Below are 12,953 nucleotides of genomic sequence, written 5' to 3'. Positions count from 1 at the left end.
AGAATATAACTTAAAAAGCTTTGATAAAGATAGTATCTTTTTATCTAATATGATTATGAATGTGAGGTTGAAGTAAGTAAATGATAGATTTAGCAGGTGTGATTTGTTAATTAAAATAAAAACTCTTTTTTAATATTTTGAATATAATTTGCCAAAAAAACACTCGGGAGTAAAAAACAAATGGTGCCCGAGGTCGGACTCGAACCGACACAAGGTTACCCTTACCAGATTTTGAGTCTGGCGCGTCTACCAGTTTCACCACTCGGGCTTTTTAAGATTTTAAATTAAAAATATAGAATGTGAAATTATACTAAAAAAAAATTAAAGCAATATAAAAATATTTATATTGTAAATTAAAATATATTTAAAATTGGAACTTTTTTTGCTTGCAAATAATTAAAAAATTTATTTGCGGAGCAAAATAATGAGAATCAGTAACCAGTATAACTACTACACTTCTATACAAAATTACACAGATGGTCAGTCTTTACTTAATAAATATAATTTGCAATTACAAACAGGTCAACTTATACAGCACTCTTGGGAAAATGCTAATATTTATATTAACGGTTCAAGATTAGAATATGAGATGGCAAATATAGGTCAGATTATTCAAGGTACTCAAGCAGCGCAAGAAATGGCAAAAAATACAGATACAGCTTTAAAAAACATTACCGAGCTTTTGGAAAAATTTAAAACACTTTTAGTAAAAGCTTCTAGTGATGGAAATTCTCAAACTTCAAGAGAAGCTATTGCAAAAGAGCTTAAACTTGTAAGAGATTCTATTGTAAATATTGCAAATACTAGTATTAATGGGCAATATTTATTTGCAGGATCTAATACAGCTACAAAACCTTTTGATAAATATGGAAATTATACTGGTAACAAAGATAATATTTTCGTAGTAAGTGGTGCAGGAACTCAAATTCCTTATAATATACCTGGTTGGGATTTATTTTTTAAACCTGATTCAAATATTAGCAAGATTATCTCTACAAATGTATCTATGATAGATGGTAGATACGATGTTAATTCTAATCCTGAGCAAAAAAAATATTTAGATGAAGAATCTAAATTTTCTTATCTTATAGGCCAAAATTATGTGCAAAATGGCCCTTTAGATCCTGATAAAGATTTTGATTATGCAGATAGCAAACTACCTTTTCCAAGCTCATCTATGTATATTCAAGGTGTCAGACCTGATGGAACAAGCTTTAAAGCAACTATTAATGTAGGGCCTGAAGATAAAATAGGCGATGTTTTAGAAAATATTGGTAAATTATATGGTAATACGGATGCAAATAAAGTTGTTGAAGTAACTATGAATGATAGTGGCCAAATAGAAATTAAAAATTTACAAGAGGGTAATAGCTCTTTAGATTTTCATGCGGTTGCTATGACACCGCAACTTCAGGATGCAGAACAAATCAAAGCTTTAAGTGAAGCTGCTGCTGCTGAGGGTATTAGTATGGATGAAGTGACTAATCGTATCATGCAAGCAGCACATGGTGGAGATTTGAATAATACCAAAAGTCCAGTTACTATTGAGGTAAATGGTGAGCAATTTACTGTAGATATACATAAAACAGATTTTATAAAAAGTAACATCAATGGTAATAAAACCAATGGAGCTGATTTTGATGTGCCTTTTGAAAAAGATGGCAATACTGTTTTTGGTAATGTTTCTCAAGTGATTAAAGGCACTAGTGAGTATGCTACTGATAGTACAAAACTTAGCGAAGTTTTAGCAAATGCTAATGGGGATATGAAGGGTCAAAAACTTGAAATGGAGATTACTTCTAAAAGTGGTCAAAAATATAAGGTTGAAATAGACTTAGAAAATTCCAAAGTTAGCTACCAAGATCCAAATGATCCTACTCAAACTATAAGTTTTCCTATTACTCACTCTCAATATAATGAAGCAACAGGAACTTCAGTGGGTATGCAAACAAGACCTGAGGATATTACTTATGGTCAATTAAATGATATTATAGGTATGTTTGCAAGTGATAAGGTTCCAACTACTACAATTAATGCAAATGCAAACGGAACGATCAATAATGGTGACTTTCAAACTATTCAACAAAATATAAATGATTCTAAAGATTTTGTAGAAGTTAGTATGGATTATAAGGGTCGTATAAGTATTACTGATAAATTTTCAACTAATACAAATATAGGTCTTACTTTAAAAGATTCAAATTCAAACAGTGGTTTTCCTCCAGCAGGTGAGGTAAGCAATGGTTCTGGTTTTGTATTTAGTGCAAATAATTCTTTAACTATTGATGATCCAAATATTGATTTAATTAAAGATTTAGATGATATGATAGATGCTGTTTTAAATGGTAATATGAGAGCTGACTCAGAAGGAAGTGATCCTAGAAATACAGGTTTGCAAGGAGCCTTAGAAAGGATTGATCATTTGCAAGATCATGTTAGAAAAATGCAAACAACCATAGGCGCTTACACTAATAATATAGAAGAAACAAATAAAAGAATGACTTTTTTAAATATCAATGTAGCTTCTATAAAAAGCGGTGTAACTGATGCTGATTATGGTCAGACTTATATGCAGTTTATGCAAACTATGGTTTCTTATCAAGCTATGCTTTCAGCAACCTCTAAAATTTCTCAAATTAGTTTATTAAACTACTTATAATTTTTTGATATAATAGCTTTTTTCTTTATAAAGGATATGTTATAAAAAAAGAAGCTATTTTTATTATTTTTAATATTTTAATTTTTTATTTTTGCTTAAGTTCTTTGATACCCGATCAAGCCTTGGTAAGTATTATAGGGTATTCTTTAGCAAAACTTAGTTATTTTTTATTTGGATCATTGACTAAATTTTATCCTTTTGTCTTTTTTTGGTTTAATTATCTTTTATATAAAAATGATTATAATTTTGAACTTATTGAGCGTAGATTTAGTGTGGCTATTTTTGCTTGTATTTTTGCTTCGCTTGTTTTTGCTTCAGCATTTTTACAAGATAAAGGTTATATAGCTTCTGCTATGTTTGTGATTTTAGATGGACTTTTTGGAAAAATAGGAAGTTTGATCTTAGTGATTTTGCTTTTAGCTTTTGCTTTTAGTATTTCTTTTCCGCAAATTATCAAAGAAGTATTTAAAATAGAGCTTGATTTTGATTTTTATTTAAAACTTGAAACTTTAATTAAAAATAAAATTTTTGGATTTTTTGGTGGTGATAAATACGAAAATGAAACCAAAGAAGAACAAGAAAAACTTAAGCAAGAGCTTTTAATCAAAGAAAAAAAAGAAGAACTCATTGAGAAAGAAGAGTTGCCAAAACAAGAGGTTCAAGAAAGTAAAAAATTCAATCTTGAAGATTTAAAAAACCAAGAATTAGAGGAAGTGATAATTAGTGAAGAGGATAAAAAGTTAAGTTCAAGCTATATTCATGAGCTTTCAGAACCTATTGCAAGTTTTGCTCAAAAAGCAAGTCAAATAAATATAAAGGAAGATGAAATGACCCCTGAAGAGTATTTATTAAAATACAAAAATAAAAGTGAAGATATTTATACTCAAACCTTAAAAAGTAAAAATTTAGATGAACCAAGCTATAAAAGACGTAATATAGATTTAAATGAAAATAAAGAAGAAACAATAGAAGAAAATTCCTTATTTGCCAAAGAGCTTAAAGAGCGTGAGCAAATGCTACAAAAAGCTAAATTGCTAGAAGAGTATAAAGCCTTGCAAAAAGAAAAAATTTTAGAAGAGCTTAATGAGGATTTTAAAAAAATCGAAGAATTAAATGCTATAGAAGCACAAAAAGAAGCTGAGTTTAAAAAAATTCAAAACAAAACTAGCTTTTTAGGGGTGAAAGATTTTAAAGATGAGGATTTTATCCCACAAAATGAAGTTAAAGAATTAGATTTTAGTGAAGATGATTTTAATAAGCCTGTTAGTATAGAAGAGTTAAGAAGTAAAAAAAATTATGAAAGTCCTTTTGTAGTAGAAGAAGTGCAAAATGAATTTAAAGAAGAAAAAGTTTCATTTGAAGTTACTCAAGAGCCTATAATGGAAGCAGTAGAAAATAAAACACACCATTCTATTGCTAATGAAGTGAGTGAAAATAAAGCTTTATTAGAAGATCTTGACTTTGGAAATTTTGAAAAACCAAAAGATTTTTCTTTACCACCTTTAGATTTTTTAACTATGCCAAAAGAAGGCAAAAGCGAGATAAATGAAGAAGAGATTGATAGAAAAATTTATGACTTGCTTGAAAAATTAAGACGCTTTAAAATAGGTGGAGATGTAGTTAGAACTTACACAGGACCTGTTGTAACTACTTTTGAATTTCGTCCAGCAGCAGATGTTAAAGTAAGTAAAATTTTATCATTACAAGATGATTTAGCTATGGCTTTAAAAGCTCAAACTATAAGAATTCAAGCTCCGATCCCAGGCAAAGATGTAGTGGGAATTGAAGTGCCAAATGAAAAAATTGATACGATTTACTTAAGAGAAATTTTAGAAAGTGAAGTATTTAAAAATTCTAGCTCACCTTTAACCATAGCTTTGGGTAAAGATATAGTAGGCGATCCTTTCATTACAGATCTTAAAAAACTTCCTCATCTTTTAATAGCAGGGACTACAGGAAGTGGTAAAAGTGTGGGGATTAACTCTATGCTTTTATCTTTGCTTTATAGAAATTCACCAAAAACCTTAAGACTTATGATGATAGATCCTAAGATGCTTGAATTTAGTATTTATAATGATATACCACATTTACTTACACCGGTAATTACTGACCCTAAAAAGGCGGTAAATGCTTTATCGAATATGGTAGCTGAAATGGAGCGCAGGTATCGTTTGATGGCTGAAGCAAAAACTAAAAATATAGAAAATTACAATGAAAAAATCAAAGAGCAAGGTGGCGAAATCTTACCATTTATCGTAGTGATTATTGATGAGTTGGCTGATTTAATGATGACTGCGGGCAAGGATGTAGAGTTTTATATAGGTCGTTTAGCACAAATGGCAAGAGCAAGTGGAATTCACTTAATCGTAGCTACGCAACGCCCTTCAGTGGATGTTGTAACTGGTGTTGTAAAAGCAAATTTACCAAGTAGAATTTCTTATAAAGTAGGACAAAAGATAGATTCTAAGGTTATTTTAGATTCTATGGGTGCTGAAAGTTTACTAGGGCGTGGAGATTGTTTATTTACCCCTCCTGGTATGAGTGGTTTGGTGCGTTTACATGCACCTTTTGCAAGTGAAAATGAAATTGAAAATATAGTAGAGTTTTTAAAAGCTCAACAAGTAGTAGAATATGATGAGAGTTTTTTAAAAGATGATAGTCAAGATGGATCTTACAAAAGAAGTGAATTTGATGATGGGGATTTGGATGAGCTTTATGAAGAGGCAAAGGCTGTGATCTTAGAAGATAGAAAAACTAGTATTTCTTATTTACAAAGACGCTTAAAAATAGGCTACAACCGTGCAGCAAATATCATAGAACAACTTTCACAAACAGGTGTTTTAAGTGAACCTGATGCAAAAGGGCAAAGAGAAATTTTATAATTAATTTCTTATTGCCTTATTATGATCTTTTAAAGTAGAGGTAAAAATATGCTTATTGGTTTTTTTATCTCTTACAAAGTATAAATATTCTGTTTTAGCAGGAAAAATGGCTGCCTTAATAGCTTCAAATGAAACATTACACACAGCTTCTTTTGGTATGCCATTAAATTTATAAGTATTATAAGAACTATTATCTGATCTTATTCTTTGTGGAGTAATTTTTTCATGAGAGTATTTTCCATAATTTAATGTTCCATCCATTTGAAGCTTCATACCTTTTCTTAAACGATTTCTAATCACAGATGAAACTATAGGCATTTCTTCATTACTCGCTGCTTCTTTTTGTATAATGGACGCTATGATGATATATTCATGCCATTTTTTTTCATTATATTCTCTAAAAATTTTATAAGAAAGCTTTTTAAATTCATTTGTAGAATAAGCTAAAAGATATTTTACCAAAAGCTCTTCTGTGATACCTTTTGGAATTTTGTAAGTTTCAGGAAAAAGCATACCTTCTTTAAAAGAACTTTGTTTGTAAAATTCCTGCATTAAGGTTTTAGCGTTTAAATTTAACTTCGGTGCTAGTTCTTCAAAGAAAATTTCAGTCGTTTCTCCAGGAATTAAAGTAATAGTTTCAAGCGCTGCTTTAGCAACGGTAAGTTTATGTAAAAATTCAACTCTATTTAGTTCTTTTGTGCCTATATTTATCCAGCCAGATTGTGGATGGCCTAAAAAATATAAAGTATATTTATCAATACTGCTCATTTTATAGTTATTTTTATCTAATTGCGTTATAATCTTACCAACAGAACCTTGTGGTATAAAAACTACAGAGTTTGTTTTTATAGGTAAAAGTAGATAATAAAAAATGGATAAAAGAAAAATTAAAATCAAATCACAACATATTAAAAAAATTCTTAAATTTTTAGCATTACCTATGATACTTTTCATTGCTTTGTTTATTTACCTCAAAAATGGAATTTACATAGAAAAATTAGAATTTTCTTCTATTAATTTGGAGAAATTATATATTAAATTAGATAAAAAACTCATTTTAAATGCTAAAAAAGTCGTAGTAAATTCTCAAAGTCAAAGTGTTCAAAATGAAACTAGTGCAAGTAAAGCTGTGCAGCTTATCAAAGATGTAAAATATATTTATTGGTTTTTTCAAGAAATCAATATCGATGAAATACTTGTTAATAACTATCCTGTGGAGTTAATTTATAAAAATAATCTATTCTTTGTAAATAGTAAAAATCTTTTAGTAAAAGTGAATTTAAAAATTAGTGATAAAAATATACAAGCTAATATTGATAATTTTCTTTTAAAAGATTACAATCTTAGTGTAATTGGTTCCTTGCTTATTAATCCTAAGACAAAATTTTATACTTTTAAAGGTAAAATTGATAGTGATTTTTTAAGAAGTGATGTTAAATTTTCACTCAAAAGAGAAGAGATTGCTTATGAATTAGAAAATATAAGCTCAAATAACATTTCGCAAATTTTTGATATTTTAGTAGAAAATGGAGTGGATTTACCTTCTAATCTTGCTCTTTGGGTGGGTGGTAAGGTAAAGGCTGATTTTTATTTTATAGAAAAATTAACCGGTTTTGCAGATTTTGGAAAACATAGATATTATTTAAATGATATCAACGCTAAAGGTTATGTAAATAATTTAAAAGTAGTTTTAGATAAAGGAATAGATCCTATCGTAAGTCCTTTTGTAAGACTTGAATTTGCAAAACAAAGACTTGATTTTATTTACGATGAATTGCGTTTTAATAATTATGATTTAGCTCAAAGCCAAATTTATATAGATAATATGCTAAATGAAAAAGCAGGAATTTATATACGCATTAAAAGTGATAATACTAGAGCTGATTATAGGGTTAATAAAATTTTACTTTTATACGATATAAAATTACCATTTTTACAAAATAATGGTGTCACAAAGACTGATTTAACACTGAAAATTCCTTTTGATCGTCCTGAGAAAATTACTTATAATGGTAGTTTTAATATTATTAATTCAAATATAAATATAAGTGATTTTAAGATAGCTCAAGCAAATGTTACTTTAAAAAAAGATAAGCTAGATATACAAAATGCAAGTGTGCAAAGTAGTATGATTAACGGTGATTTTAATGCAAGTGTTGATTTAAAGCAAAAAAAAGGTGATTTTAAAACCTTTATAGCAAACTTGGAATTACCACAAGAGAGCTTAAAAATGGAAAATAAATTTCTTGATTTAAGTTTTGATTTTGACAAAAATATTAGTTTATATAATAAAGAATTTACTACAACTTTAAATTTTGATAAAGGTATGTCTGTTTATGTTGAAAAACTTGCAAAATATAAAAATTATTCTAAATTAATGCAAAAAAATAAAGTACATGGCGGGGAATTATCTTTAAACACTTTAAATTTCCAAGATTTTAATGTAGATATTAATAATACCACTTTCGAATCATTTTTACTTTATAAAGATAACAATCCTTATGAATATGATAGTTTTAGCATAAAAATAAAAGGAGATGATTTTAATTTAACTAGTGCAAGTGGTAGTGTTTTTGCGCAAAAAGATAATGATGATGTGAATATTACTTTAAATAATATTAATTTTTTAATTTCTCAGCAAGATACGGAAAATACTTTAGATACTCTTGAAAATTCAACTTATAATATTAGTGGGAAAAATATAGATTTGATTTTGAAAGATTTTAATAAAACTTTAGATTTTGATCAATTTGACGCTAAAATTAAAAAAGATTATTTAAAAGCTTGGGCAAATAGAAATGAATCTAAATTTGATTTTTTGCTTAAAGAAAATCAAATGCAAATTAGAGCTTTAAAAATGGATGATGATTTTCTAAACACTTTTATGCGTCAAAATGTTTTTGAAAAAGGTGAGTTTAATCTTTATATAGATGGTAATAGTACCGATTTTTTCAAAGGTAAGTTTTTATTTAAAGATACATATTTAAAAGATTTAAAATTTCATCAACAGCTTTTAAGCTTTATTGATACCATACCTAGTTTGATTTTATTTAAAGCACCTACATTTAATGAAAAAGGCTTTAGTGTTGAAAATGCTGGTATAAGTTTTAATCGTAAAAAAGATCTTTTTGAGATAGACGCACTTAATTTTAATGGCGATAGTGCAGATGTGCTAGGTCAAGTTAAAATCAACTTAAGAAATAATCAAGTGGATGGTTTGTTAGAGCTTAGAACGCTAAAATCAGCAAGTTCAGTTATTTCTAAAGTTCCTATCATTAATCAAATCATATTAGGCAAAGATAGACAAATTAGCACGCAAATTAAATTAAGCGGAACAGTAGAAAACCCTGAATTTAAGACTCAGCTTATTACGCAAAGCTTGCAACTTCCTTATCATTTAATTAAAAATATTTTTGAATTGCCGGCTAATTTAGTGAAATAAATACAAAAAGGAGTAAAAATGAAAATCACCATCATAGGTGCAGGTAATGTTGGTGTAAGCACTGCTTATGCTTTGATTTTAAGAGAGTTGGTTGATGAGCTTGTTTTAATTGATATTAATAAAGATTTGCTTTTTGCTAGAGAATTAGAATTAAGTCAGAGTATAGCTGCTTTTAATTTGGATATTAAAATAACTTGCACAGATGATTATGCGCATTCAAAAGATTCTCAAGTGGTTATTTTTAGTGCGGGAGTAGCTAGAAAAGAAGGTCAAAGTAGAGATGAGCTTTTTGCTATTAATTCTAAAATTATGCTTGAGTGTGCAAAAAATATTAAAAAATTTAACAACGATCCTTTGTTTATCATAGTAAGTAACCCTGTGGATTTTTTACTTAATGCTCTTTATGAAAGCAAATTATTTTCATCAAAAAAAATCATTGCCATGGCAGGTGTTTTAGATAATGCTAGATTTAAATATGAAGTGGGTAAAAAGCTAAATATAAAAACTTCATGTGTAGATACTAAGCTTATAGGTTTTCACAATGATAGCATGGTTTTAGTAAAATCTCAAAGTAAAGTGCAAAATAAAGCATTAAATGAGGTTTTAAATGAATATGATCTTGCTCAAATTGAACAAGAAGTTAAAACCGGTGGTGCTAAAGTTATAAAACACTTAAAAACTTCAGCATATTTAGCCCCTGCAAGTGCTTGTGTAAGAATGATAGAAGCTTTAAAAAGTGGAGAATTTTTACCAATATGTGTGATTTTAGATGGAGAATATAATATAAAAGAAAAAGCTTTTGGTGTTATGGCAAGAATTAGTCTTGATGGAGTACTTGAAATTTTGGAGCTACAGTTAGATAACCAAGAGCAAAATATCTTAGAAAATTCTCTCATTCAGTATAATTACAAATAATTTTTAGGAGTTTTTTACTCCTAATGTTACTTTGCGTTATAAATACTTATTTGTTTTACTTTATATTTTAAATAATATTTACTCATATTATAAATTCGCTATAATAAAAAGTTTGTTTTAAAGATAACTTTTAATAAAAAATCATTGAAAATAACAAAAATTAGAAAGGAATTTTAATGGTAGCCCCAGAAAATACACCGGTTTGGGTTGATGAAGCAAGATGTAAAGCTTGTAATATCTGTGTTAGTTATTGTCCAGCTGGAGTTTTAGCAATGAGAGATGAAATCAGCGCAGTTTTAGGACAGATGATAGAAGTGGTTCATCCTGATTCTTGTATAGGCTGTAGTGAATGTGAAAGTCATTGTCCTGATTTTGCAATTTTTGTTGCTAAAAGAGATGAATTTAAATTTGCAAAACTTACGCCAGAAGCTAAAGAAAGAGCACAAGCTATTAAAGAAAATAAATATAAAAAATTAAACGCATAGGAAAAATAATGAGAGAAGTGATATCAACAGGTAATGTTTTAGTAGCAAAAGCTGCGATTGATTGTGGCTGTAAATTTTTTGGTGGTTATCCAATTACCCCAAGTTCTGAAATAGCACATGAATTAAGTCATATGCTACCAAAAAATGATGGTACTTTTATACAAATGGAAGATGAAATTTCAGGTATTAGTGTGGCTTTGGGCGCTTCTATGAGTGGGGTAAAATCCATGACAGCAAGTAGTGGGCCCGGAATTTCTTTAAAAGCCGAGCAAATTGGTTTGGGTTTTATAGCTGAAATTCCACTAGTAATTGTAAATGTTATGAGAGGTGGTCCATCAACTGGTCTTCCAACAAGAGTTGCACAAGGAGATTTATTTCAAGCAAAAGCTCCAACACACGGAGATTATGCAAGTATAGCTTTAGCTCCTGCTTCATTGGAAGAAGCTTACACTGAAACCATTAGAGCTTTTAATCTAGCTGAAAAATACATGACACCAGTATTTTTGCTTTTAGATGAAACCATAGGACATATGAATGGTAAGGCAAAATTACCTGATTTAGAAGAATTAGAAATTATTAACCGTAAAAAATTTACGGGCGATAAAAAAGATTATAAACCTTATGCAGCAGGGGAAAATGAAGCTGCTACGCTAAATCCTTTCTTTGAAGGTTATCGTTATCATATCACAGGACTTCATCATGGAGATATAGGTTTTCCAACTGAAGATGGAGTGATAGTAGATAAAAATATAAAAAGATTATTTGGTAAAATCAAAAATAATACCGATGAAATTTGTACTTATGAAGAGTTTATGTGTGATGATGCGCAGTTTTTAATCATTGCTTATGGAAGCGTTGCAAGATCTGCCAAAGAAGCTATCTTAAGACTTAGAGAAGAGGGTTTAAAAGTAGGGCTTTTTAGACCAATCACGCTTTATCCAGTAGCTGAGAAAAAAATAGCTCAAGTGGTATCTAAATTTGAAAAAGTTATGGTAAGTGAGCTTAATATGGGGCAATATTTAGAAGAAATTCAAAGAGTAAGTAAAAGAGATGATTTTATTAGCTTGCACCGTGCAAATGGTCGCCCTATAACCCCAAGTGAAATTATTGCTAAAGTAAAGGAGAATATGTAAAATGGCTTTTAATTATGATGAATATTTAAGAGTAGATAAACTTCCAACACAATGGTGCTGGGGTTGTGGGGATGGCGTTGTTTTAAAAGCTATTATTAGAGCTATTCAAAAACTTGGCTGGAATATGGATGATGTTTGCTTAGTTTCTGGTATAGGTTGTAGTGGTAGAATGAGTTCTTATGTAAATTGTAATACGGTACATACTACCCATGGTAGAGCTATTGCCTATGCAACAGGGATTAAACTAGCAAATCCTAAAAAACATGTAATCGTAGTAAGCGGAGATGGTGATACGTTAGCAATTGGTGGAAATCATACTATCCATGGATGTAGAAGAAATATAGATTTAACCCATATTTTAATCAATAATTTTATTTATGGTCTTACAAATTCACAAACTTCGCCAACTACCCCACAAGGCTTTTATACTGTTACTGCTCAAGCAGGTAATATAGACCCAAATTTTGATGCTTGCGAGCTTACTAAAGCTGCAGGTGCTTCTTTTGTAGCAAGAACAAATGTTATAGAAGCAAATAAGCTTGAAAATATCATTTTTAAAGCTTTATCACACAAAGGTTATAGTTTTGTAGATGTATTTTCAAACTGCCATATTAATCTTGGTAGAAAAAATAAAATGGGCGAAGCTGTAAGCATGCTTGATTGGATTAAAAATCGTTGTGTTGAAAAGTCTAAATTTGAACAATTAGACTATGAGCAAAAAGCAGATAAATTTCCTACAGGAATTTTACACCAAGATGAAAGCAAGGCAGAATATTGTGAAGCTTATGAAGAAGTTAGAAGAGCTTTAAAAGAAAAAAGAATGGTTGATTTAGGAGCATTAAAATGAAATATCAATTAAGATTTTGCGGTGAAGGTGGACAAGGGGTTATCACTGCAGGTGAAATTTTAGCTAAAGCTGCCATTAAAGAAGGACGTAATGCTTTTAAAGCTTCTACTTATACTTCTCAAGTTAGAGGTGGGCCAACTAAGGTTGATATTATCATTGATGAAAATGAAATCTTTTTTCCTTATGCAGTAGAAGGTGAAGTTAGTTTTATGCTTTCAACTGCTGATAAGGGTTATCATAGTTTTAAAGATGGTGTTTGTGATGGTGGTGTTATAGTTGTAGAGCCAAATTTAGTTCATCCAAGCAAAGAAGATTATGCTAGATGGAAAATTTTTGAAATTCCTATTATTACTATAGCTAAAGAAGAAGTAGGGAATGTAGCTACTCAATCAGTCGTTGCTCTAGCTATAGCTGCTTATATGAGTAAATGCATTGATATTGATGCATTAAAACAAACTATGCTTGATATGGTGCCTGCAAAAACTAAAGAAGCAAATGCAAAAGCTTTTGATTTAGGCATAGAATACGCTAAAAAAGCACAAGTAGTTTCTTGATTTTTCAAGAAACTCTCCTTATAAAATAATATTTAT

At 29.4% G+C, this 12,953-nt stretch carries 8 protein-coding genes, 1 tRNA gene and 1 pseudogene; 8 read left to right on the top strand and 2 right to left on the bottom strand.

Annotation, left to right across the window (positions count from 1 at the left end; all coding sequences use genetic code 11):
* Positions 1-181 precede the first annotated feature (181 nt).
* A tRNA-Leu gene (locus ACOTVC_RS04980) sits at positions 182-268 on the bottom strand.
* A gap of 156 nt (positions 269-424) precedes the next feature.
* On the opposite strand from ACOTVC_RS04980, the gene flgL reads away from it, so the two are divergent.
* Together flgL and ACOTVC_RS04970 are read left to right on the top strand one after the other, a co-directional pair.
* Positions 425-2,659 (top strand): flagellar hook-associated protein FlgL, encoded by a 2,235-nt coding sequence (gene flgL, locus ACOTVC_RS04975; RefSeq protein WP_257905910.1) that lies wholly within the window; start codon positions 425-427, stop codon positions 2,657-2,659.
* Positions 2,660-4,080: 1,421 nt separating this feature from the next.
* Positions 4,081-5,541: pseudogene (locus ACOTVC_RS04970) on the top strand (DNA translocase FtsK); the annotation flags it as partial.
* Here ACOTVC_RS04970 and mltG read toward each other — a convergent pair.
* The gene (mltG, locus tag ACOTVC_RS04965; RefSeq protein ID WP_052241397.1) at positions 5,542-6,495 is read right to left on the bottom strand and encodes an endolytic transglycosylase MltG; all 954 of its coding nucleotides are present in this window, start codon (positions 6,493-6,495) and stop codon (positions 5,542-5,544) included. It lies immediately after the preceding pseudogene.
* Between mltG and ACOTVC_RS04960 the strand changes: the two genes are divergently transcribed.
* The 6 genes from ACOTVC_RS04960 to ACOTVC_RS04935 all read left to right on the top strand — a co-directional run bounded on the left by ACOTVC_RS04960 (position 6,482) and on the right by ACOTVC_RS04935 (position 12,917).
* Entirely contained in the window at positions 6,482-8,983 is a 2,502-nt protein-coding gene (locus tag ACOTVC_RS04960; RefSeq protein WP_421627862.1) for an AsmA-like C-terminal domain-containing protein, read from the top strand. The two genes, mltG and ACOTVC_RS04960, sit on opposite strands and share 14 nt — an antisense overlap.
* A gap of 18 nt (positions 8,984-9,001) precedes the next feature.
* Positions 9,002-9,898: a malate dehydrogenase gene (locus ACOTVC_RS04955; protein WP_214097688.1), complete on the top strand. Its 897-nt coding sequence runs from the start codon at positions 9,002-9,004 to the stop codon at positions 9,896-9,898.
* Between the two features lie 170 nt (positions 9,899-10,068).
* A complete protein-coding gene (locus ACOTVC_RS04950; RefSeq protein ID WP_039628359.1) occupies positions 10,069-10,383 on the top strand; it encodes a 2-oxoglutarate:acceptor oxidoreductase, delta subunit in 315 nt (104 codons plus the stop codon).
* A gap of 8 nt (positions 10,384-10,391) precedes the next feature.
* Entirely contained in the window at positions 10,392-11,516 is a 1,125-nt protein-coding gene (locus tag ACOTVC_RS04945; protein ID WP_214115339.1) for a 2-oxoglutarate synthase subunit alpha, read from the top strand.
* Position 11,517: 1 nt separating this feature from the next.
* Entirely contained in the window at positions 11,518-12,363 is an 846-nt protein-coding gene (locus ACOTVC_RS04940; RefSeq protein ID WP_039618372.1) for a 2-oxoglutarate ferredoxin oxidoreductase subunit beta, read from the top strand.
* On the top strand, positions 12,360-12,917 hold the full coding sequence (locus ACOTVC_RS04935) for a 2-oxoglutarate:acceptor oxidoreductase, gamma subunit (protein WP_039618370.1): 558 nt from the start codon (positions 12,360-12,362) through the stop codon (positions 12,915-12,917). The genes ACOTVC_RS04940 and ACOTVC_RS04935 overlap by 4 nt, the downstream gene beginning before the upstream one ends.
* Positions 12,918-12,953: the final 36 nt, after the last annotated feature.

The organism is Campylobacter sp. GB48, assembly GCF_049221845.1.
Lineage (GTDB): Bacteria > Campylobacterota > Campylobacteria > Campylobacterales > Campylobacteraceae > Campylobacter_D > Campylobacter_D lari_C.
This window is presented reverse-complemented; position numbering and strand designations above follow the sequence as displayed.

Bases quoted from the DNA above. Each gene is read 5' to 3' on its own strand.
- ACOTVC_RS04955 (WP_214097688.1), top strand. From the start codon at position 9,002: ATGAAAATCACCATCATAGGTGCAGGTAATGTTGGTGTAAGCACTGCT.
- flgL (WP_257905910.1), top strand. From the start codon at position 425: ATGAGAATCAGTAACCAGTATAACTACTACACTTCTATACAAAATTAC.
- ACOTVC_RS04935 (WP_039618370.1), top strand. From the start codon at position 12,360: ATGAAATATCAATTAAGATTTTGCGGTGAAGGTGGACAAGGGGTTATC.
- ACOTVC_RS04940 (WP_039618372.1), top strand. From the start codon at position 11,518: ATGGCTTTTAATTATGATGAATATTTAAGAGTAGATAAACTTCCAACA.
- mltG (WP_052241397.1), bottom strand. From the start codon at position 6,495: ATGAAAAGTATCATAGGTAATGCTAAAAATTTAAGAATTTTTTTAATA.
- ACOTVC_RS04960 (WP_421627862.1), top strand. From the start codon at position 6,482: ATGATACTTTTCATTGCTTTGTTTATTTACCTCAAAAATGGAATTTAC.
- ACOTVC_RS04945 (WP_214115339.1), top strand. From the start codon at position 10,392: ATGAGAGAAGTGATATCAACAGGTAATGTTTTAGTAGCAAAAGCTGCG.